This is a genomic window from Variovorax sp. AB1(2024), assembly GCF_037482385.2.
In the GTDB taxonomy this organism is placed as follows: Bacteria; Pseudomonadota; Gammaproteobacteria; order Burkholderiales; family Burkholderiaceae_C; genus Variovorax.
Map to the genome: position 1 here is coordinate 1,113,440 of NZ_JBBHKP020000001.1, position 22,021 is coordinate 1,135,460.

Sequence of the window (22,021 nt, forward strand, 5' to 3'; positions counted from 1 at the left end):
AGTTGGTTGGGACGGAGGAAGGTGGCTGAGCCGAAATGCACGCCTGTGGGGCATGCGGCCGTCGGCCGGCTTCGAACCCTCCATTGTCGTTGGTCGGAAAAACCCCGATGAACATCGCGAGAAAACACCATTGCAAGCATCGGGCCTGTTTGCTACATTGCCCTCGAATGTAGTGAACGCAACATGAAAGTGTAGGGAATGCTACACAAACGGAACTCGGCGCACAAGCGGGCGGACGGCACGTTTGTTGCAAAGACCGGCTTCCTGGTTTGCACCTTCGCACACGACCGACACGCCCACGAGATCGCCCCGATGACAGAACACACCAAGACAGACGGACTGCCCGGCATCGACATGCCCGTGGTGGCCGACGCCGGCAGCGGCGCCTTCGGCAAGGCGCCTCCGCGCAACGAACGCATGAGCACGGCCAAGGTCGAGTGCAACGCCTGCCCCGTGCTGTGCCAGATTTCCGACGGCCGCACCGGCGCCTGCGACCGCTACGCCAACCGAGAAGGCGTGCTGGTGCGCGTCGACCCCGTGGTGCTGCTGCGCCGCGCGGTCGAAAGCGAGGCTCCGGTGCTGGTGCCCTTCGACCGCCCCGGGGCAACGCCCGCCGAGGCCCCGGCCGAGCCCGACTGGAACGGCGACCTGCTGCACGCCGACGAAGTATTCGTCACCGGCGTGGGTTCCTCCACCACCTACCCCGACTACAAGCCCGCGCCCTTCATCGTGGCTTCCAAGGCCAAGGGCGTCGACATGGTCACCGTCGTCACCGAAGGCATCTTCAGCTACTGCAGCTTCAAGGTGAAGATCGACACCGACCGCTTCCTCGGCTCGGAGCAGGCCAACGTGCGCTACCGCGGCGAGGTGGTCGGCCACGTCACCACGGCCGAGTACGGCTCGCAGATGCTGTCGCTGGGCGGCGTGCACCACCTCACCGGCGGCAGCAAGAAGGAAGGCCGCATGACGGCCGAGCTGATGCAGCTGCTGGGCAACAAGAAGGCGGTGGAATGCACCATCGACGGCGGCTCCACGCTCGTCATCCAGGCCGGCAAGGCGCCCATCGTCAACGGTGTGGAAGAGCAGCGCATGCGCGTGGGCTGCGGCTCCGCAGCGGTGGGCATCTTCGCGCGGCAGTTCGCCGGCGTGGCCGACGAGGTGGTGGTGGTCGACGACCACATCACCGGCGTGCTCACCGAGCACCAGGCCGGCCGCTGCCTCGACATGGCGCCTTCGGGCATCCAGATGCTGGGGCGCAAGTCGACGCCGGGGCGCTACTTCCAGGTGGCGAATCCTGGCAACGGCTGGGGCGGCACCGACATCGCCGATCCGCTCGCGATCATCGAAGGCTGGGAAGAGGGCGTGGCCCGGCCCGGCCTGCGCCTGCTCATGACCTCGACCACCGGTGAGCACGCGCAGTGGTACGTGCTCGACGACGCGCTCCAGCCCGTCGAGCAGCCGATGCCGCCCGAGGTGCGGCGCATCGTCGAGCGCATCGGCGAGAACTGCGAGCCTTCCCTGTGCACCGTGCTGTTCCTCGGCGGTGCGGGCGGCAGCCTGCGCGCCGGCGTCACCGAGAACCCGGTGCTGCTCACGCGCGCCATCAAGCGCGCGCTGGTCAACGTCACCTGCGGCGGCGCGCCGGCCTATGTGTGGCCCGGCGGCGGCATCACCGTGATGGCCGACGTCATGCGCATGCCCGACAACAGCTTCGGCACCGTGCCCACGCCGGCCATCGTCGCGCCCATCGAATTCAGCATGCGGCGCGACGACTACGAGGCGCTCGGCGGCCACATGGAACACATCTTCTCGCTCGAGCAGGCGCTCGCGCGCGGTGCTTGGCAGGAAGACGGCGCGCCGCTCTCGCGCCAATGGCTCGCCATGGACGACGCCAACCCGTGGCCCCTGGGCCACGCACCGATGCTCGGCTGAGGCCAGCCATGACCGCCCAACGCAGCGCGCTCGGCGAAGGGCGCTGGCACTTCAACCACGGCCCGATCGACATCGTGGCCGAGGCGCATGGCGACCCGTACGCCGTGGCCGCCGCGCACGACGCGGCGTGGGCGCGCTTCGTCCACGTGCTCGACGAACTGGTGCGCGAACTGCCGCTGCTGCGCTTGCCCGTGACCGACAGGATGCGGCCGCGCAACGTGGTCGCGCGCCGCATGTGGGACGCGTGCGCCGCCTTCTCGCCGATGTTCATCACGCCGATGGCGGCCGTGGCCGGCTCCGTTGCGCAGGAGCTCATTGCGTTCTACGAGCGCCCCGGCATCGAGCGCGCATGGATCAACAACGGCGGCGACATCGCGCTGCATCTCGCGCCCGGCCAGTCGGCGCGCGTGGGCGTGTACGCCGACCTCGCGCGCTTCGACTTGCGCGATGCAGGCGGCATCCTCACCACCGACGGCCAGTTCGAACTGCGCGCCGAGCAGCCGGTGCGCGGCGTCGCCACCAGCGGCTGGCGCGGGCGCAGCTTCTCGCTGGGTATCGCCGACAGCGTGACGGTGCTGGCCGCCACCGCGGCGCAGGCCGACGCCGCCGCCACGGTGATCGCCAACGCGGTCGATGTCGACGACGCCGCCATCGCGCGCCGCCCCGCCAGCCAATGCAAGGACGACAGCGACCTGGGCGACACCCTTGTCACCGTCGACGTGCCCGCGCTGGCCCCCGCGCAGGTGCGCAGCGCACTCGATACGGGCGCGGTGTGCGCCAAAGTCCTGCAAAAAGGCGGGCTCGTATGGGCCGCTCTACTCGTTTGCCAGGGGCAGTGGCGTCTTGTCGAACCCTTATGCTCGAAGGCGCTCGAGACAGAGCTGCCGAGAACAGTTGGTTCAGTATTTGCTTAACGAAAAGCAAGGTTCTTTTTCATGATCGAAATCCGCCGCGTCTTCACCCATGTCGAGCACATCCACCACGAGTTCGGACCGCGCGCCGACACCCCGCTGGTGCGCGGTGCCATCGGCGCGGTGCTGGCCAATCCCTTCGCGGGCCGCTACGAGCCCGACATCCTGCCGATGATGGCGCTGCTCGACCCCGTGGGCGTCGACATGGCGCACCGCCTGCACGACGCCATGGACGTGCCGCTCGAGCAGATCGCCACCTACGGCAAGGGTGCCATCGTCGGCGCCGACGGCGAGCTGGAGCACGGCGCGCTGTGGCATGTGCCTGGCGGATACGCCATGCGCGAACTGCTCGGCTGGAAGGGCGACCGCGCGGCCTACACCGCGGGCAAGCCCGAGGAAAAGACGGGCCAGCCCGGCAACGCGCTGTCGATCGTGCCCTCGACCAAGAAGGTCGGCCCGCCCGGTGCCGCGCTCGACGTGCCGCTCACCAACATCAACGCCAGCTACGTGCGCGGCCAGTTCGACGCCATCGAGGTGCGCGTGCCCGGCGCGCCGGCGGCCGACGAGATCGTCTTCATCCTCGCGATGAGCACCGGCTACCGCGTGCACGCCCGCGTCGGTGGCCTGCTCGCCAAGGACATCAGCAAGTGGGACGGCCTGCGCTGAGCCGCGGCATCCATACAGAGACAAGACAAGGAACACAGAACATGACTGCCAACATCCGCAAGCTCGTCGTCCAGGTCGATGAAACCCGACGCGAAATGGGCAAGGACATCACGCCGCCCACGCGCCGCGCCGTCGCCATCGCCGTGATCGAGAACCCCTACGCCGGCCGCTACAGCGAGAACCTCGACGACCTGATCGCCATCGGCGAGGAGCTTGGCGCGCTGCTGGGCCAGAAGGCCGTGAAGGCGCTGGGCATCGAGCCCTGCCAGGCACAGAGCTACGGCAAGGCCGCGATCGTCGGCGAGCACGGCGAGCTCGAGCATGCCGCCGCCATCCTGCATCCCAAGCTCGGCGCGCCGCTGCGCGTGGCGGTCGAGAAGGGCGCGGCGCTGGTGCCTTCGGCCAAGAAGCGCGGCTCGCTGGGCACCGCCATCGACGTGCCGCTGGGCCACAAGGACGCGGCCTTCGTGCGCAGCCATTTCGACGCGGTGGAAGCCCGCGTGAGCGACGCGCCGCGCGCCAACGAGATCGTGGTGGCGGTTGCCGTCACCGACAGCGGCCGACCGCTGCCGCGCATCGGCGGCCTGCAGGTTGCCGAGATCAAGGGCGAAGACGGCCTCAGATGAATACACCCCCAGTCTTCGCGCACTGCGTGTCGCTTCGCCAACCCCCTCGCCGGGGCCAACACCAGCGGCCCGGCAAAGCCGGTTCCGCGGTGTTTCCCGCAAAGACCCCGTTTTTCTTGTCCTTTCCAGGAGCTTCTCGATGAATCCATTGCGCCATGTTTTCTGCGCCGCCTCCGTCGTCACGCTGGCCACGGCCCTCGTCCCCGCGCACGCGCAGGGCGTGATCAAGATCGGTGAAATCAACAGCTACAAGGCGCAGCCCGCCTTCCTGGAGCCCTACAAGAAGGGCATGGAGCTCGCGGTCGACGAGGTCAACGCCAAGGGCGGCATCAACGGCAGGAAGATCGAGCTCATCAGCCGCGACGACAACGCCAACCCCGGCGACGCCGTGCGCGTGGCCGAAGAACTCATCTCGCGCGAGAAGATCGACGTGCTGGCCGGCGCCTTCCTGTCGAACACCGGCCTGGCGCTGGCCGACTTCGCCAAGCAGAAGAAATTCTTCTACCTGGCGGCCGAACCGCTGACCGACAAGATCGTCTGGAGCAACGGCAACAAGTACACCTACCGGCTGCGCCCCTCCACGTACATGCAGGTCGCGATGCTGGTGCCCGAGGCCGCCAAGCTCAAGAAGAAGCGCTGGGCCGTCGTGTACCCCAACTACGAATACGGCCAGTCGTCTGTCGCCACCTTCAAGACGCTGCTGAAGGCCGCGCAGCCCGACGTCGAGTTCGTCGCCGAGCAGGCGCCGCCGCTGGGCAAGGTCGACTCCGGCAGCGTGGTGCAGGCGCTGGCCGACGCCAAGCCCGACGCCATCTTCAACGTGCTGTTCGGCGCCGACCTCTCCAAGTTCGTTCGCGAAGGCAACACGCGCGGCCTGTTCAAGGACCGTGAAGTCGTCAGCGTGCTGACCGGCGAGCCCGAGTACCTCGACCCGCTGAAGGACGAGGCGCCCAACGGCTGGATCGTGACCGGCTACCCGTGGAACGGCGTGAAGACGCCCGAGCACAAGGCCTTCCTCGACGCCTACCAGGCCAAGTTCAAGGACTACCCGCGCCTGGGCTCGGTGGTGGGCTACAGCGCCATCCACTCGATCGTGGCCGGCATCCAGAAGGCCGGCGGCACCGACACCGAGAAGCTGGTGGCCGCCTTCAAGGGCCTGCAGGTCGACACGCCCTTCGGCAAGATCAACTACCGCGCGCAGGACAACCAGTCCACCATGGGCGCGTACGTGGGCAAGACCAAGAACGACGGCGGCAAGGGCGTGATGGTCGACTATGTCTACCTCGACGGCGCCAAGTTCCAGCCTTCGGACGAAGAAGTGAAAAAGATGCGCCCTGCGGACTGACCGCACGGCTCCTGCAACGCGCCTGCCGCCGCTGATTGACGGCGACAGGCGCGGATGTCTCCAGTTTCCTCAGGGTCCTTCATGAGCTTTTCAGGCTTCGTTGTTCAGTTGCTCAACGGGTTGGCCGGCGCGTCCTCGCTCTTCTTCGTGGCGGCCGGTCTCTCGTTGATCTTCGGCGTGACGCGCATCGTCAACTTCGCCCATGGTTCGTTCTTCATGGTGGGCATCTATGTCGCGTACACGCTCGTCGACAAGCTGGGTTCGAGCCTGGGCTTCTGGCCCGCGCTGCTGATCGCGGCGGTGGCGGTGGGCGTGCTCGGCGCGCTGATCGAGGTGGTGCTGCTGCGCCGCATCTACAAGGCGCCCGAGCTGTTCCAGCTGCTCGCGACCTTCGCGCTGGTGCTCGTCATCAAGGACGCGGTGCTGTGGCTCTGGGGGCCCGACGAATTGCTCGGCCCGCGCGCGCCCGGCCTCAAGGGCTCGGTCGAAATCCTCGGGCGGCAGTTTCCTTCGTACGACCTGTTCCTGATCGTCGTCGGCCCGCTGGTGCTGGGCCTGGTGTGGCTGCTGCTCACCCGCACGCGCTTCGGCACGCTGGTGCGCGCCGCCACGCAAGACCGCGAGATGGTCAGCGCGCTGGGCGTCAACCAGGCCTGGCTGTTCACCGCCGTGTTCGCGCTCGGCGCCTTGCTTGCGGGCCTGGGCGGCGCGCTGCAGCTGCCGCGCGAACCCGCCACGCTCGAAATGGACCTGAACACCATCGGCGCCGCCTTCGTGGTGGTGGTGGTCGGCGGCATGGGCTCGCTGCCCGGCGCCTACGTGGCCGCGCTGCTCATCGCGGAGATCAAGGCGGTGTGCATCTGGCTCGGCGTGGTGCAGATCTTCGGCATCGACGTGTCGTTCTCCAAGCTCACGCTGATGGTCGACTTCCTCGTCATGGCCATCGTGCTGGTGTGGCGCCCCTGGGGCCTGTTCGGCCGGCCGCAGGCGCCGAGCCGCTACGTGGGCATGCAGGAAGAGCCGCTGCGCCGGCCCGGCAATGCCTACCTCGTGGCCGCGGCGGTGCTCGCGCTGATGCTCGCCGCGCTGCCGCTGCTCACCGTCAACTCGCCCTACACGATGGTGCTGATGATCGACCTGCTGATCGCCGCGCTGTTCGCCACCAGCCTGCACTTCATCATGGGGCCGGCGGGCATGCACTCGTTCGGCCATGCCGCGTACTTCGGCCTCGGCGCCTACGGCGCGGCGCTGCTGGTGCGTTCGCTGCACCTGCCGATGGAAGTGGCGCTGCTGGTTGCGCCGGTCGTCGCGGCGCTCGGCGCGCTGGTCTACGGCTGGTTCGCGGTGCGGCTGTCGGGCGTGTACCTGGCCATGCTCACGCTGGCCTTCGCGCAGATCACCTGGGCCATCACCTACCAGTGGGACAGCTTTACCGGCGGCAGCAATGGCCTCACGGGCGTGTGGCCCTCGGAATGGCTGTCGAACAAGCAGGCCTACTACTGGCTCACGCTGGTGCTCGTGGGCGCCGGCGTGTGGTGGCTGCGGCGCGTGCTGTTCTCGCCCTTCGGCTATGCGCTGCGCGCGGGCCGCGACTCGGTGCTGCGCGCCGACGCCATCGGCATCGACGTCAAGCGCATGCAGTGGGCGGCGTTCGTCATCGCGGGCACGGTGGCGGGCCTGGCCGGCGCGCTGTATGCGTTCTCCAAGGGCAGCATCTCGCCCGAGAGCCTGTCGGTCGGCAAGTCGGTCGACGGCCTCGTGATGGTGCTGCTGGGCGGCATCCAGACGCTGGCGGGCCCGGTGGTCGGCGCCGTCACCTTCACCTGGCTGCACGACACCGTGGCGCGCAACACCGACTACTGGCGCGCGATGCTCGGCGCCATCATCCTCATCCTGGTGCTGCTGTTCCCGCAGGGCATCGCGGGTTCCATCAAGCAGCTGGCCGAACGCTGGCGCTCACCCCGGCACGACGCGGATGCCGACAAAGCCAAGCTCGAGGAGGTGAAGGCATGAGCCTCCTCAAAGTCGACAACCTCGGCAAGTCTTTCGGCGGCGTCAAGGCCGTGGACGGCATCAGCTTCGAGCTGCCGCCGGGAGAACTGCTCGCGCTCATCGGCCCCAACGGCGCAGGCAAGTCCACTACCTTCAACATGGTGAACGGCCAGCTCAAGGCCGACCAGGGCTCCATCACGCTCGACGGCCAGGAACTCGTCGGGCGCAAGCCGCGCGAGATCTGGCGCATGGGCGTTGGCCGCACCTTCCAGATCGCCGAGACCTTCGCTTCGCTCACCGTGGTCGAGAACGTGCAGATGGCGCTGCTCTCGCATGACCGCAAGCTGTTCTCGATGTGGCGCCGCGCGGCCGACCACAAGCGCGACGAGGCATTGGCGCTGCTCGACCAGGTCGGCATGAAGTCGCAGGCCGACCGGCCCTGCAGCGTGCTGGCGTACGGCGACGTGAAGCGCGTCGAGCTCGCCATTGCCATGGCCAACAGCCCCAAGCTGCTGCTGATGGACGAGCCCACAGCAGGCATGGCGCCCAAGGAGCGCAACTCGCTCATGGCGCTGACCAAGGAGCTGGTCATCCAGCGCGGCATGGCCGTACTCTTCACCGAGCACAGCATGGACGTGGTGTTCGCATATGCCGACCGCATGATCGTGCTGGCGCGCGGCCGGCTCATCGCGCAGGGCAAGCCGCTGGAGATCCGCGACCATCCCAAGGTGCAGGAGGTGTACTTCGGCACGGGCAAGACATTCGAGAAGAAGGCTGCGGCCGTTGGAGAAGCTGCATGAGCGACCGTGAACCCCTCCTGCAGGCCAAGGCCCTCTGCGCCTGGTACGGGGCCGCGCAGATTCTTTATGACGTGGACCTCGAAGTGCGGCGCGGCGAAGTGGTCGCGCTCATGGGCCGCAACGGCGCTGGCAAGTCGACCACGCTGAAGGCGCTGATCGGCATGCTCGCCAAGCGCCGCGGCGCGGTGCGCTTCCTGGGCCACGACATCTCGAAGAGCGAGCCGCACCACGCGGCGCGCCTGGGCCTGGGCTTCGTGCCCGAAGACCGGCGCGTGTTCACCGACCTCACGGTGATGGAGAACCTCGAGGTCGGCAAGCAGCCCGCGCGCCGCTGGGCCGACGGCACCGACGCGCCGCTGTGGACGCCCGAGCGCCTGTTCAAGCTGTTCCCCAATCTCGGCGAGATGCCCAACCGCCCCGGCGGGCGCATGAGCGGCGGCGAGCAGCAGATGCTCACCGTGGCGCGCACGCTCATGGGCAACCCTTACCTCGTGCTGCTGGACGAGCCCTCCGAAGGCGTGGCGCCGGTGATCGTCGAGCAGATGGCCAACATGATCCTGGAGCTCAAGGCGCAGGGCGTGAGCATCCTGCTGTCGGAGCAGAACATGCACTTCGCCGAACTGGTGTCCGACCGCGCCTATGTGCTCGAGAAGGGCCAGATCCGCTATCACGCCACGATGGCCGAGCTGGCGGCGAACGACGAAGTCCGCCGTGCCTACCTGAGCGTCTGATTTTTCTTCAACCCCCGGAGTCCACGCCATGCATCGCAGAACCCTCGTGAAATCCGCCGCCGCCCTCGGGCTGGCAGGCGGCCTCGGCAGTGTCGGTTTCAACGCCTTCGCGGCGGGCAAGATCAAGCCCGGCGACAAGGCCGCGCTGATCGTGGTGGACGTGCAGAACTGCTTCCTCGACGGCGGCACGCTGGCGGTGAAGGGCGGCAACGAAGTCATTCCGGTCATCAACGCGCTGGCGCCCGCGTTCCAGAACATCGTCGTCACGCAGGACTGGCACACGGCGGGCCATGCCTCCTTCGCCAGCACCTACAGCGGCAAGAAGCCCTTCGAGACCACCAAGCTCAGCTACGGCACGCAGGTGCTGTGGCCCGACCACTGCGTGCAGGGCACCGACGACGCCGCGCTCGGCAAGGACCTGAAGGTGCCCACCGCGCAGCTCATCATCCGCAAGGGCTTCCACAAGGACATGGACAGCTACTCCGCCTTCGAGGAAGCCGACCACAAGACGGCCACCGGCCTGGCCGGCTACCTGAAGGCGCGCGGCATCAAGACCGTGTTCGTCACCGGCCTGGCCACCGACTTCTGCGTGGCCTGGACCGCGATGGACGCGCGCAAGGCCGGCTTCGAGGCCTACGTGATCGAGGACGCCACGCGCGGCATCGACCTCAACGGCTCGCTGGCCGCCGCGTGGAAGCAGATGACGGCCAAGGGCGTGAAGCGCATCCAGTCCGCGGACATCCAGGCCGCCTGAGCCCGCACCGGGAACAACAACAAAAGCACGAGACCCACGACGCATGAAGCTTTCCATTTCAAGGCGCGCCATGGTGGCGGGCGGCGCTGCCATGGCCCTCGGCCCCGGCCTGTTGCGGCCGGCACGCGCGGAAAACGGCACGAACGGTGTGAGCGACACCGCCATCCGCATCGGCCAGTCGGCCGTGTTCAGCGGGCCGGCCAAGGACTTCGGCGTCGACTACCGCGCGGGCATCAAGCTGTACTTCGACCGCGTCAACAAGTCGGGCGGCGTGAACGGCCGCAAGATCGAACTCGTCACCTACGACGACGCATACGACCCCGCGAAGACCGCCGTCAACACCGCGAAGCTGATCGACGAGGACAAGGTCTTCGCGCTCGCCGGCTACGTGGCCACCGGCAACCTGGCCGCGGCGATGCCGCTCGCCGAGAAGGCCGGCGTGCCGATGTTCGCGCCGCTGGTGGGCACCACGTCGTTCCGCACCAAGACCAACCGCTACCTGTTCCATGTGCGCGCGGGCTACGACCTCGAGCTGCGCAAGATCATCAGCCACCTGTCGACCATCGGCATCCAGTCGATCGCCGTGGTCTACCAGGACAGCGCCTTCGGCAAGTCGAACCTCGCGACCTGCGAGGAGCTGGCGGCCGACCACAAGGTGAAGGTGGTGAAGACCTTCCCGCTGGCCATCGCCGCCGAAGACGCGAAGCCGGTCGTCGCGGGCCTGGCGGATGCGAAGCCGGGCGCCGTGCTGATGATCATGGCCGGTCGCATGGTCGAGGTGTTCATGCGCGACTACCGTGCCAGCGGCGCGGGCGCTCCGCTGTACACGCTGTCGGTCGGCATCACCGACGCGGCAGGCTCGGCCAAGCGGCTCGACGGCAAGCTCGCGGGGCTGGTCACGGCCAGCATCGTGCCGCCGCCGCAGGCGCTGCGCGTGCCCATCGTGGCCGATTACCAGCACGACCGCGCCGAGTTCGGCGAGAAGATCGACAGCTACACCGCGCTGGAAGGCTACATCGCCGCGCGCGTGATGGTCGAGGGCCTGCGCCGCGCGGGCAGGGCGCTCACGCGCGACGGCTTCATCGCGGGGCTCGAGAGCATCGGCAGCACGCGCTTCGGCGACTTCCCCGTCGAATACAGCGCGAAGAACCACAACGGCTCGACCTTCGTGGACCTGGAGATGTACACCCGTGACGGCCAGTTGCGGCGCTGAGCCGCTGCACCTGCTGGTCAACGGCCAGGCGCAGTCGATCGAAGGCTTGCCGCGCGAGGCGACGCTGCTGCACCTGCTGCGCAACGACCTGGGGCTGAACGGCCCCAAGTACGGCTGCGGACTGGGGCAGTGCGGTGCCTGCACCGTTCACGTCGACGGCGTGGCCGCGCGTTCATGCGTGATTCCCGCCCACGGCGTGGCGGGCCGTGCCGTCACCACGCTCGAAGGGCTGGGCTCGCGCGGCGCCTGGCATCCGGTGCAGGCCGCCTTCGAAGACGCGCAGGCCGCGCAGTGCGGCTACTGCCTCAATGGCATGGTCATGCAGGCCGCGGCGCTGCTGGCGCGCGATCCGCACGCGAGCGAGGCGCGCATCCGCGGCGAGCTGTCGGGCAACCTGTGCCGCTGCGGCACGCACATCGAGATCCTCGATGCCGTGCAGCGCGCGGCGCTGCGCATGCGCATCGGGCAAGCGCCATGACGCGGCGCGCCGACCTGCCTCGGACGCGCGCCGAGTTCCTCGCTGCCAGCGGCGTGCTGCTGGTGCTGCGCGAGACGCCGCCACCGCCGCCACCGGCCAAGGGCCAGCCCGCCTTCATCGCCAGCAACCCCGTCGAAGGCGACGAGGTGCTGCTCGCCGTGTGGGACGACGGCAGCGCCTCGGCGCTCAACGGCCACGTCGACCTGGGCACCGGCATCCAGACCGCGCTCGCGCAGATCGTGGCCGAGGAGCTCGACCTCGGCATGCCCTGCGTGCGCATGATGCTCGGCGACACCGCGCGCGCGCCCAACCAGGGCGCGACCATCGCCAGCGCGTCGATCCAGATCCATGCGCAGCCGTTGCGCCTTGCGGCCGCGCAGGCGCGCGCATGGCTGCTGGCGCGCGCCGCCGAACGGCTCGGCGTGCCTGCCGATGCGCTGCAGGTGCGCAACGGCATCGTGCGTGTCGCCGAAGCGCCGGACCGCCACGTCGGCTACGCCGATCTCGTCGCGGGCGAGCGCACCGTGTTGCGGCTCGATGCCAAGGCACAGCCCAAGGACCCCGCCGACTATCGCGTGGTCGGCACGCGGCAGGCGCGCGTCGACATTCCGGCCAAGCTTGCCGGCGAGCCGGTGTTCGTGCACGACATGCGCGTGCCGGGCATGCTGCACGGCCGCGTGGTGCGCCCGCCCTACGCGGGCGCGGACCACGGCGAGTTCATCGGCAACACGCTGGAGGCGGTCGACGAGTCGTCGATCGGGCACATCCCCGGCATCCGCGCGGTGGTGGTCATCCGCGACTTCGTCGGCATCGTGGCCGAGCGCGAAGAGCATGCCGAACAGGCACTGCGCGAGCTGCGCGTCACCTGGAAGCCGTGGCCCGGCATGCCCGACCTGGGCGACGTGGCGCAGGCGCTGCGCGACAACCCATCGACGCAGCGGCTGCTGGTCGACGAAGGCGATGTCGATGGCGCCATCGCCGCCGCCGCGCAGCCGATGCACCGCACCTACGTGTGGCCGTACCAGATGCACGCGTCCATCGGCCCGTCGTGCGCGCTGGCCGAGTGGCAGCCCGCCGACGGCAGCGGCATGCAGCTGCGCTGCTGGGCCGGTTCGCAGAACCCGCACGTGCTGCGCGCCGATCTCGCGAAGCTCATGGGAGTGGAAGACGTCCAGGTCGACGTGGTCCGCATGGAGGCGGCCGGCTGCTACGGCCGCAACGGCGCCGACGACGTGGCCGCCGATGCCGCGCTGCTCGCGCGCGCCGTGGGTGCGCCCGTGCGGGTGCAGCTCACGCGCGAGCAGGAGCATGTGTGGGAGCCCAAGGGCGCCGCGCAGCTGATGGAGATCGACGGCGGCCTCATGGCCGACGGGCGCGTTGCCGCCTACGACTTCGAGACTTCGTATCCGTCGAACGGCGCGCCCACGCTGGCGCTGCTGCTCACGCGGACCATCGAGCCGGTGGCGCAGGCCTACGAGATGGGCGACCGCACCGCGCGCCCGCCGTACAGCTACGACAACCTGCGCGTGAAGGTGAACGACATGGCGCCGATCGTGCGCGCCTCATGGCTGCGCGGCGTGTCGGCATTGCCGAGCTCGTTCGCGCACGAGTCGTACATCGACGAGCTTGCCACGGCGGCGGGTGTCGACCCGGTGCAGTTCCGCCTGCGCTACCTGCAGGACCCGCGCGCGACCGAGCTGGTGCAGGCCACCGCGCAGAAGGCCGGCTGGCGCATGCGCACCGGGCCTCAGGAGAACGCCGACGGCGGGCTGGGCGAGGGCGGCGACATCCTGTTCGGCCAGGGCTTTGCCTATGCGCGCTACATCCACAGCAAGTGGCCGGGCTTCGGCGCGGCGTGGGCCGCATGGGTGGCCGACGTGGAGGTCAACCGCAAGACCGGCGAGGTGCATGTGCGCCGCGTGGTGGTGGGGCATGACGCGGGCTTGATGATCAACCCGGCGGGCGTGGAGCACCAGGTGCACGGCAACGTGATCCAGACCACCAGCCGGGCGCTGAAGGAGCGGGTGCAGTTCGCGCCGCAGCAGCAACAGCAGCAGCACCACCAAGGGCCGCCCGGTGCGCAGCTGCCGGGCGTGCTGCCTTCGGGCGTGGTCGCGAGCCGCGAGTGGGGCAGCTACCCGATCATCAACTTCCGCGAAGTGCCGGTGATCGAGGTGATGCACATGCCGCGGCCGGGCGAGCCTTCGCTGGGTGCGGGCGAGTCGTCGTCGGTGCCGGGCACGGCGGCGATCGCGAATGCGATCTTCGATGCGACGGGGGTGCGGTTCCGCTCGCCGCCGTTCACGCCGGAGACGGTGCTGGCTGAATTGAACCGGGGTCTGCTCACTGCCCCTCCGGGTGAGGGCGGCGGTGGGGGCATGCGGCGCTCCGATGGCGAAGCTGCCGTGCCCCCATCCCGGCCTTCCCCCAGAGGAGGAAGGAGCAATGCAGCCTGGCCGCGCCGCAAGGGCGTGTGGGCGACTGGCGCAGCCCTCGTCGTCGGCGGAATCGGTGTCATTGCGGGCCTGCTCGGCTGGCGTTCGGCCATCGCGCCCGTGTCGCTCACCGCGCCGGTCTACAGCCAGGCCACCATCGAGCGCGGCCGGGTGCTCGCCGCCGCCGGCGACTGCGCCGTGTGCCACACCGCGCCCGGCGGCGCGTCCAATGCGGGCGGCCGCGCCATGGACACACCGTTCGGCACGCTCTACACCACCAACCTCACGCCCGATGCCGACACCGGCCTGGGCCGCTGGTCGTTCAGCGCCTTCCAGCGCGCGATGCGCGAAGGCGTCTCGCGCGACGGGCACTACCTGTACCCCGCGTTCCCCTACACAGCCTTCGCCAAGACCAGCGACGACGACCTGCAGGCGCTCTATGCGTACTTCATGTCCATGCCCGCAGTGCGCGCGGAAACGCCGAAGTCCGAGCTCAGGTTCCCGTTCAGCATGCGGCCGCTGATGGCCGGCTGGAACGCGCTCTTCCACGACCCCACGCCGATGCAGCCCGTGGCCACGCAGAGCGCCGAGTGGAACCGCGGCGCCTATCTCGTCAACGGCCTGGGCCATTGCGGCGCCTGCCACACGCCGCGCAACGCGCTGGGCGCGGAGCAGGGCGGCGGCGCATTCCTCTCGGGCGCGATGGTCGACGGCTGGGAAGCGCCGGCGCTCACGCATCTGTCGAAATCCGCCGTGCCGTGGGATGCCGACGAGCTCTATCGCTACCTGCGCCACGGCCACACACAGCGCCACGGCATCGCCGGCGGACCGATGGCCGAGGTGGTGCGCGAGATGCAGCAGCTGCCCGACGACGACGTGCGCGCGATGGCCACCTACCTCGGCTCCTTCAGCCCGGAGCCTGCGGTTGCGCCCGAGGCCGTGGCACGGCTGGCGATAGAGAACGCGGCGCGCACGCAGGGCCAGCTGCTCGGCCCCGCGCAGCGCATGTTCGACAGCGCCTGCGCTTCATGCCACCACGACGGCAACGGCCCCACGCTGCTCGGCGTGAACACGCCGCTCGCGCTCAACAGCAACCTCACGAGCGCGCGGCCCGACAACCTGCTGCGCACCATCCTCGACGGCGTGCGCGAGCCCGCCACGCGCGACATCGGCTTCATGCCGGCGTTCCGCGAAGCGCTCGACGACCGGCAGATCGCCGAGCTGGCCGGCTACATGCGCGCGCGCTTCGCGCCGCAGGAGCCCGCGTGGACCGACCTGCCAGCGCAGGTGGCACGCGTGCGCGCCGCCCCGGCACACCCCGCGGGGCACTGACAGGGGCTTTGGCTGCCGTTTCCCGGATGCGCCGCTACGATGCCACGTAGCACCATCCAAAGAGACATCACGCCATGCCACTGAACCTCTCCGCTTCTTCCAGCCTTCCCAGCGACGCCGAGCGCGCCACCCTCGTCGGGCGCCTCTGGCAACCGGGCGTCGGCCCCGTGCTCGTGGGCGTGCACGACGGCAGCCTGTACGACCTGTCGAAGCTCGCGCCGACCATGAGCGACCTGCTCGAAGCCAAGGGATCGCCTGCAGAGGCCGTTCGCCGTGCGTTGCAGGGCGCGCCGCGCATCGCATCGCTCGACGAAGCCATTGCCAACAGCGACGAGAGCGTGCGCGACGCGGCCAAGCCCTGGCTGCTCGCGCCCTGCGACCTGCAGGCCATCAAGGCCAGCGGCGTGACCTTTGTTGCCAGCCTTCTGGAGCGCGTGATCGAGGAACAGGCGCGCGGCGATGCATCGAAGGCCGAGGCCACGCGCGCGGCCATCGGCGGCGTGCTCGGCGACAACCTTGCCGACATCGTGCCCGGTTCACCCGAAGCGATGAAGGTCAAGGAAGTACTGATCGCGCAGGGCGTGTGGTCGCAGTACCTCGAGGTGGGTATCGGCCCCGACGCGGAGATCTTCACCAAGGCGCCGGTGCTTGCGGCCGTGGGCACCGGTGCCGACGTCGGCATCCATTCGGGCTCGGTGTGGAACAACCCCGAGCCCGAGGTCGTGCTCGCGGTCAACAGCCGCGGCGAAACGCTCGGTGCCGCACTGGGCAACGACGTCAACCTGCGCGACTTCGAAGGCCGCAGCGCGCTGCTGCTCGGCAAGGCGAAGGACAACAACGCGTCGTGCGCCATCGGTCCTTTCATCCGGCTGTTCGATGCGCACTTCGGCATCGACGACGTGCGGCGCATCACCGTTGCGCTGGAAGTGACGGGGCCCGAAGGCTTCACGCTGCAGGGATCGAGTTCGTTGTCGAAGATCAGCCGAGACCCGCTGGATCTTGTCTCGCAAACAACGGGAAAAAATCACGGTTACCCCGACGGATTCATGTTGTTTCTGGGAACCATGTTCGCTCCGACACAAGATCGTCACGGGCCCGGGCAAGGATTCACCCATGTCGTAGGCGACCGTGTGCGCATTGCCGCGCCGGAGCTGGGTGCACTGGTCAATCGCGTGGTTCATGCGGACCAGGCGCCGATGTGGACTTTCGGTATCAGTGCGTTGATGCGCAATTTGGGTGCGCGTGGGTTGCTGTCTTCGGAGTTGTAGGCGTTCTGTTTGATGTTTTCGAGAAGTTGTACTCCTTTGTGATTCAGAGACAGTACGTTGCACTCCGTTGTTGTTGACCACGCGTTGGCTTCCCCTCAAGATACCGAGCCTTAAGAATGGTTGAACAGGGAGTTGAGGTTGTCGCAAAGCGAGATCGAACTATTGCAGTCGCCTGTGGAAGGCCCGCATCCGTGCGGTGAAGACCTGGAGTACGACCCCGACTTCATGGCGTTGCAACAGGCAACGACAGGCAAGCGCGAGCAGCAGTTCGGCACGACCATCATCCCCGCCGAGCCGCCCGACTGGGCGCGCGTGGAGCGCATCGCCAGGCAGCTGTGCACGCGGACGCGAGACCTTCGCGTGCTGGTGCCGCTCACGCTGGCCTGGACCGAGAGCCGCGGCCTGCCCGGCTATGTCGAAGGCCTGCAGCTCGTCGATGCGGTACTGCAGAAATTCTGGGACGACGTGCATCCGCGCGTGATCGACGACGGCTTCGAAGATCCTCTGCCGCGCATGAACGCATTGGCCGCGCTGACCGAGGCCGAAGGGCTCGGGCGTAGCGTGCGCGATGCACGGCTGCTCGACGACGGTGGCGCATCCATGACCTTGCGGCAGGTCGAAGCGCTGCTCGATTCGAGCAAGACCGATCAGATCGACTACCCCGGCGGCATCGGCCGCCTGCGCGACGCCGCACGCCGCGCGCACGAGAAGGCGGCGCCGCCCGTGGTGGCATTGCGCGAGGCGCTCGAACTGCTGCAGCGCATTCGGGAGACCTCCGAACGTGCGCTCGGCCAGAGCTGGGCGCCCGACTTCTCGCGGCTCGAGCGATCGCTGCGTACCGTGGTCCAGCTGTTGCCTGAACAGTCGCAGCCAGACCACGCCGACCCCGCTGCGTCCCACTCCACAGCGGGTACGCAGACGAATGAGCAGTTGCAGCCGATGCCGAACGGTACTGCCGAAAATGTCGGCATAGGACTACGCGCCGTCCGCATTAAAGATATTGAAATATCCAGCCGTGATGATGTGCAAGTGCTGTTGGAGAAAGCCTGCCAGTATCTGGAGCGAACGGAGCCAAGCCATCCGTCGCCCATGCTGATACGTCGCGCACAGCGGCTGCTGGAGCTCAACTTCTTCCAGATCATCGAAGAACTCGTGCCCGAGGGATTGCAAAAAATAGAAAGCCTCGCGGGGCGTCCGCTCAACGGCGGGAGCGGCACGCAGTAAGAGGAAAAAGGCAAGGGTGCCGCGCGGCTGTGTGCCGGCGCGCGGCAGGGTGAGATCCGCACGCATTTCAGATTCAAGAGGACGCTTATGGCAGACAACCGTGTCAGGAACAGTGGTCAGAAGTTCATCGCGCGCAATCGCGCGCCGCGTGTGCAGATCGAGTACGACGTCGAGATCTATGGCAGCGAGCGCAAGATCCAGCTGCCGTTCGTGATGGGCGTCATCGCCGATCTCGCGGGCAAGCAGATCGACCCGATGCCCGATCTCGCCGAGCGCGAGTTCATGCCGGTGGACATCGACAACTTCGACGACCGCATGAAGTCCATCAAGCCGCGCGTCGCCTTCCAGGTGCCCAACACGCTCACCGGCGAGGGCCAGATGAACGTCGACATCACCTTCGACAGCATGGACGACTTCTCGCCCGCGCGCATCGCGCGGCAGGTGGACGCGCTGCAGCAACTGCTCGAAGCACGCACGGAGCTGTCCAACCTGCTGTCGTACATGGACGGCAAGAACGGTGCCGAGCAGCTCATCGCGCAGGCGCTGCAGAACCCGGCGCTGCTGAAGTCGCTGGCTTCCGCGCCCAACCCCGCGGTGGCCAAGGCCGTGGAAGCTGCCAATGAAAAGGTCGGCACCGCCACGCCCGGCAACTCTTCCGAATAAGCGCTCGCAGCAAGGACATCGCCACCATGAGTACCGCACCCAAGCAAGGCGCCGCGCGCGCACAGGCCACCGTCGAGGCGCTCGAGCCGAACGAGTTCTCCGACCTGCTGCAGCGCGAGTTCAAGCCCAAGACCGACCAGGCCCGCGAGGCGGTGGAAAACGCCGTCAAGACGCTCGCCGTGCAGGCGCTGGAGAACACGGTCACCATCTCCAACGACGCCTACCGTTCGGTGCAGGCCATCATCACCGAGATCGACCGCAAGCTCTCCGAGCAGATCAACCAGATCCTGCACCACGAAGACTTCCAGCAGCTCGAAGGCGCATGGCGCGGGCTGCACTACCTCGTCAACAACACCGAGACCGACGAGCAGCTGAAGATCCGCGTGATGTGCGCCTCCAAGCGGGAAGTCGCGCGCTCGCTCAAGCGCCACAAGGGCATCGGCTGGGACCAGAGCCCGCTGTTCAAGAAGATCTACGAGGCCGAGTACGGCCAGTTCGGCGGCGAGCCCTTCGGTGCGCTGATCGGCGACTTTCACTTCGACCACAGCCCGCCCGACGTAGAGATGCTCGGCGAAATGGCCAAGATCGCCGCCGCCGCGCATTGCCCGTTCATCGCGGGCGCATCGCCCACGGTGATGCAGATGGATTCCTGGCAGGAACTCTCCAATCCGCGCGACCTGACCAAGATCTTCCAGAACACCGAGCACACTGCCTGGCGCTCGCTGCGCGATTCGGAAGACGCGCGCTACATCGGCCTGGCCATGCCGCGCTTCCTGGCGCGCCTGCCGTACGGTGCGCGCACCAACCCGGTCGACGAATTCGAGTTCGAGGAAGAGACCGACTCCGCCGCGCACAACCGCTACACCTGGGCCAATTCGGCCTATGCGATGGGTGTGAACATCAACCGCTCGTTCAAGCAGTACGGCTGGTGCACGTCCATCCGCGGCGTCGAATCGGGTGGCGCGGTCGAGAACCTTCCCACCCACACCTTCCCGACCGACGACGGCGGCGTGGACATGAAGTGCCCGACCGAGATCGCTATCAGCGACCGTCGCGAGGCCGAGCTGGCCAAGAACGGCTTCATGCCGCTGGTGCACCGCAAGAACTCCGACTTCGCGGCCTTCATCGGCGCGCAGTCATTGCAGCTGCCGGCCGAGTACTACGACGCCGACGCCACGGCCAACGCCAACCTTGCGGCGCGCCTGCCGTACCTGTTCGCTTGCTGCCGCTTCGCGCACTACCTGAAGTGCATCGTGCGCGACAAGATCGGTTCGTTCCGCGAGCGCGAGGACATGGAGCGCTGGCTCAACGACTGGATCATGAACTACGTCGACGGCAGTCCCGGCACCTCGTCGCAGGACACGAAGGCAATGAAGCCGCTGGCGGCGGCCGAGGTCCAGGTGGAAGCCATCGAGGACAACCCCGGCTACTACGCTGCCAAGTTTTTTCTCCGGCCGCACTATCAGCTCGAAGGGCTGACGGTGTCGTTGCGGCTGGTTTCGAAGCTGCCATCCAACAAGAAGGACAGCAGCTAATTCAACAGCGTCCCGAATCCGGGCGCAAATAACTTTGGGGGTTAATCATGGCAGTAGACATGTTCATGCGCGTCGAAGGTGCAAACGGCGAATCGAAGGATTCGAACCACAAGGACTGGACCGACATCAAGTCGTTTGCATGGGGAGCGACGCAGCCTGGAAACATGGTCAGCGGCGGTGGCGGTGGCGTGGGCAAGGCGAGCTTCAACGACCTGCAGGTGCTCGCGCGCATCGACAAGGCGGCGCCTTCGGTCATGAAGAACTGCGCCAGCGGCAAGCACCTGAGCAAGGTCGAGGTGTCGGTGTGCAAGGCCGGCGGCTCGCAGATCGAATACACGCGCGTCACGCTCGAAGAAGTGCTCGTCACCTCGGTGCAGTACACGGCCGAGCAGGGCTCCGACGCGGTGTTCGTGCAGTACGCCTTCCAGGCCGCGAAGGTGAAGCAGCAGTACTGGGAACAGACCGACAAGGGCGGCAAGGGCGCCGAGACGGTGCTGGGCTGGAACATCAAGGAAAACAAGGAAGCCTGATTTCCTTCGGCGGCCCGCGCGGCCGCCTTTTTCCCTTTCCCTCTTTCTCGCGCCACGGCCCTGCGCCGTGGTGCCGGTCAGTCAATGAGGACACTTCATGGGCGATGGGTTTGCAGTGCTTGGCGAACGTTCCGTGGCCGAGCACACCGAATGGGTACAGCGGCAGATCCGCGCCAATCCCCAGAACGCCAGCCTGCGGCTCGCCCTGTGCCACTTTCTTGCGCTGCGCGGTGAGTGGCAGCGGGCCGAAGACCAGCTCAAGCTCGCCACCAAGCTCGATCCCACGTTCACGCCCGCCAGCGTCACATGTTCGATGGCGCTCGCGGGGGAACGGCATCGCGCCGAATTCTGGGCCGGCGGACGCGCGCCGGCCATCGTCGGCGGCAACACGGAATGGGTGGAGCAGCTCGTTGCCGCCGCCGCCCTGCCGGCCGAGCGCGCCGAGGAGGCCGCGGCCCTGCGCGAGAGCGCGCGCCAGGACGCACCCGCATTGCGCGGCGCCCTGACCGGCGTCGACCGCTCCGACGCCCGCGCCGTACAGGCGCTCGACGGCGAGCCCGTGCAGCGCAGCGATTTCGAATGGCTGTGCGACGGCGACGTCCGCATCGGCCCCGTGCTGGAACTGCTCACGCCTTCGGGCTACGCATGGCTGCCGCTTCCCGAGGTACGCCGCATCAAGTTCTCGCGTCCCCAGCACCTGGTCGACCTGCTGTGGGCGCCGGCCGAGATCGAACTGCAGGACGGCCGCGCGCTCAACGGGCTGGTGCCCGTGCGCTACCCGGGCAGCCTCGAAGGGCTCGACGACGAGACCACGCTGGGCCGCCGCACCGACTGGCTGCCGCTGGCCGGCGAAGAACAATACGCGGGCGTCGGCCAGCGCACGCTGATCAGCGAGGCCGGCGACCATTCGCTGCTCGACCTGCGGCTGATCGAGATCACGCGCGAGGACGCCACCGCATGAGCGCATTGATGGACAACAGCATCGACGGCGAGTCGCAGGAAAGCGTTGCGCGCGACCGTCTCCAGCCCGTGCTGCTGGACCGCCTGACCGACAAGGCGCCGCAGAGCCGGCAGGAGCGCGCCGGCGCGTTCCTCATGAGCGGCAAGCTGCTGCGCGACTCGGTTCTGCGCGACCTGCAGTGGCTGCTCAACACCACCAACTTCGGTGCCGACCACGACATCAACGCCATGCCGCGCGCGCGCCGCTCGGTGGTGAACTACGGCGTGCGCGGCTGGGCCGGCGGGCGCATGTCGGAGGTCGACTTCGCCGATGTCGAGGCCGCCATCCGCGCCGCCATCATCGACTTCGAGCCGCGCATCATGAAGGACAGCATCGACGTACGCTGCGTGACCGACGCGACCGACCTCGAGCACCACAACCTGCTTGCGCTGGAGATCCGCGGCACGCTGTGGTCGGTGCCCTATCCGATCGAATTCATCCTGCGTTCCGAACTGGACCTGGAGAGCGGCCACATGGTGCTGCGGCCCACGGGAGGGTTGTGATGCAGTGGCTCTTGCCTTCTGTTCAAGAAACACCGTGGAACCGGCTTTGCCGGGCCACTGGTGTTGCCCCCGGTGAGGGGGGA

General features: G+C 67.9%; 19 protein-coding genes. All 19 read left to right on the forward strand.

The window, feature by feature from the left end; genetic code table 11:
* Positions 1–312 precede the first annotated feature (312 nt).
* A complete protein-coding gene (locus tag WIX39_RS05405; RefSeq protein WP_409194619.1) occupies positions 313–1,932 on the forward strand; it encodes a 6-hydroxynicotinate reductase in 1,620 nt (539 codons plus the stop codon).
* Between the two features lie 8 nt (positions 1,933–1,940).
* Positions 1,941–2,846: a UPF0280 family protein gene (locus tag WIX39_RS05410; protein WP_409194620.1), complete on the forward strand. Its 906-nt coding sequence runs from the start codon at positions 1,941–1,943 to the stop codon at positions 2,844–2,846.
* Between the two features lie 21 nt (positions 2,847–2,867).
* Entirely contained in the window at positions 2,868–3,509 is a 642-nt protein-coding gene (locus tag WIX39_RS05415) for an amino acid synthesis family protein (protein ID WP_409194621.1), read from the forward strand.
* 41 nt (positions 3,510–3,550) lie between these two features.
* Positions 3,551–4,135, forward strand: a complete 585-nt coding sequence (locus tag WIX39_RS05420; protein WP_409194622.1) for an amino acid synthesis family protein — start codon at positions 3,551–3,553, stop codon at positions 4,133–4,135.
* 139 nt (positions 4,136–4,274) lie between these two features.
* A complete protein-coding gene (locus tag WIX39_RS05425; protein WP_081268099.1) occupies positions 4,275–5,480 on the forward strand; it encodes an ABC transporter substrate-binding protein in 1,206 nt (401 codons plus the stop codon).
* Positions 5,481–5,561: 81 nt separating this feature from the next.
* Positions 5,562–7,493, forward strand: a complete 1,932-nt coding sequence (locus tag WIX39_RS05430; protein ID WP_081268100.1) for an ABC transporter permease — start codon at positions 5,562–5,564, stop codon at positions 7,491–7,493.
* Complete coding sequence (locus WIX39_RS05435; RefSeq protein WP_081268101.1) at positions 7,490–8,272, forward strand: ABC transporter ATP-binding protein; 783 nt, start codon at positions 7,490–7,492, stop codon at positions 8,270–8,272. The genes WIX39_RS05430 and WIX39_RS05435 overlap by 4 nt, the downstream gene beginning before the upstream one ends.
* Positions 8,269–9,003, forward strand: a complete 735-nt coding sequence (locus WIX39_RS05440) for an ABC transporter ATP-binding protein (protein ID WP_081268102.1) — start codon at positions 8,269–8,271, stop codon at positions 9,001–9,003. Before WIX39_RS05435 ends, WIX39_RS05440 begins: the two co-directional genes overlap by 4 nt.
* Before the next feature lie 28 nt (positions 9,004–9,031).
* Positions 9,032–9,757 carry a bifunctional nicotinamidase/pyrazinamidase gene (gene pncA / locus WIX39_RS05445; RefSeq protein ID WP_081268103.1) on the forward strand — a complete coding sequence of 242 codons (726 nt, stop codon included), beginning with the start codon at positions 9,032–9,034 and terminating at the stop codon, positions 9,755–9,757.
* A gap of 43 nt (positions 9,758–9,800) precedes the next feature.
* Entirely contained in the window at positions 9,801–10,970 is a 1,170-nt protein-coding gene (locus WIX39_RS05450) for an ABC transporter substrate-binding protein (RefSeq protein ID WP_234382151.1), read from the forward strand.
* Positions 10,948–11,448, forward strand: coding sequence for a (2Fe-2S)-binding protein (locus WIX39_RS05455; RefSeq protein ID WP_409194623.1), 501 nt, complete (start codon positions 10,948–10,950; stop codon positions 11,446–11,448). Before WIX39_RS05450 ends, WIX39_RS05455 begins: the two co-directional genes overlap by 23 nt.
* Entirely contained in the window at positions 11,445–15,215 is a 3,771-nt protein-coding gene (locus tag WIX39_RS05460) for a molybdopterin cofactor-binding domain-containing protein (protein WP_409194624.1), read from the forward strand. Before WIX39_RS05455 ends, WIX39_RS05460 begins: the two co-directional genes overlap by 4 nt.
* Before the next feature lie 74 nt (positions 15,216–15,289).
* Positions 15,290–16,483 carry a fumarylacetoacetate hydrolase family protein gene (locus WIX39_RS05465; RefSeq protein ID WP_081268107.1) on the forward strand — a complete coding sequence of 398 codons (1,194 nt, stop codon included), beginning with the start codon at positions 15,290–15,292 and terminating at the stop codon, positions 16,481–16,483.
* A gap of 132 nt (positions 16,484–16,615) precedes the next feature.
* Entirely contained in the window at positions 16,616–17,707 is a 1,092-nt protein-coding gene (gene tssA, locus WIX39_RS05470) for a type VI secretion system protein TssA (protein WP_409196322.1), read from the forward strand.
* Positions 17,708–17,794: 87 nt separating this feature from the next.
* Positions 17,795–18,370 (forward strand): type VI secretion system contractile sheath small subunit, encoded by a 576-nt coding sequence (gene tssB, locus WIX39_RS05475; protein ID WP_081268109.1) that lies wholly within the window; start codon positions 17,795–17,797, stop codon positions 18,368–18,370.
* A 26-nt stretch (positions 18,371–18,396) separates the two neighbouring features.
* Positions 18,397–19,905: a type VI secretion system contractile sheath large subunit gene (gene tssC, locus WIX39_RS05480; protein WP_081268110.1), complete on the forward strand. Its 1,509-nt coding sequence runs from the start codon at positions 18,397–18,399 to the stop codon at positions 19,903–19,905.
* Positions 19,906–19,952: 47 nt separating this feature from the next.
* Complete coding sequence (locus tag WIX39_RS05485; protein WP_081268111.1) at positions 19,953–20,435, forward strand: Hcp family type VI secretion system effector; 483 nt, start codon at positions 19,953–19,955, stop codon at positions 20,433–20,435.
* A 97-nt stretch (positions 20,436–20,532) separates the two neighbouring features.
* On the forward strand, positions 20,533–21,396 hold the full coding sequence (locus tag WIX39_RS05490; RefSeq protein WP_409194625.1) for a type VI secretion system accessory protein TagJ: 864 nt from the start codon (positions 20,533–20,535) through the stop codon (positions 21,394–21,396).
* Positions 21,393–21,938 carry a type VI secretion system baseplate subunit TssE gene (gene tssE, locus WIX39_RS05495; RefSeq protein ID WP_106936137.1) on the forward strand — a complete coding sequence of 182 codons (546 nt, stop codon included), beginning with the start codon at positions 21,393–21,395 and terminating at the stop codon, positions 21,936–21,938. The genes WIX39_RS05490 and tssE overlap by 4 nt, the downstream gene beginning before the upstream one ends.
* The last annotated feature ends 83 nt before the right edge of the window (positions 21,939–22,021 follow it).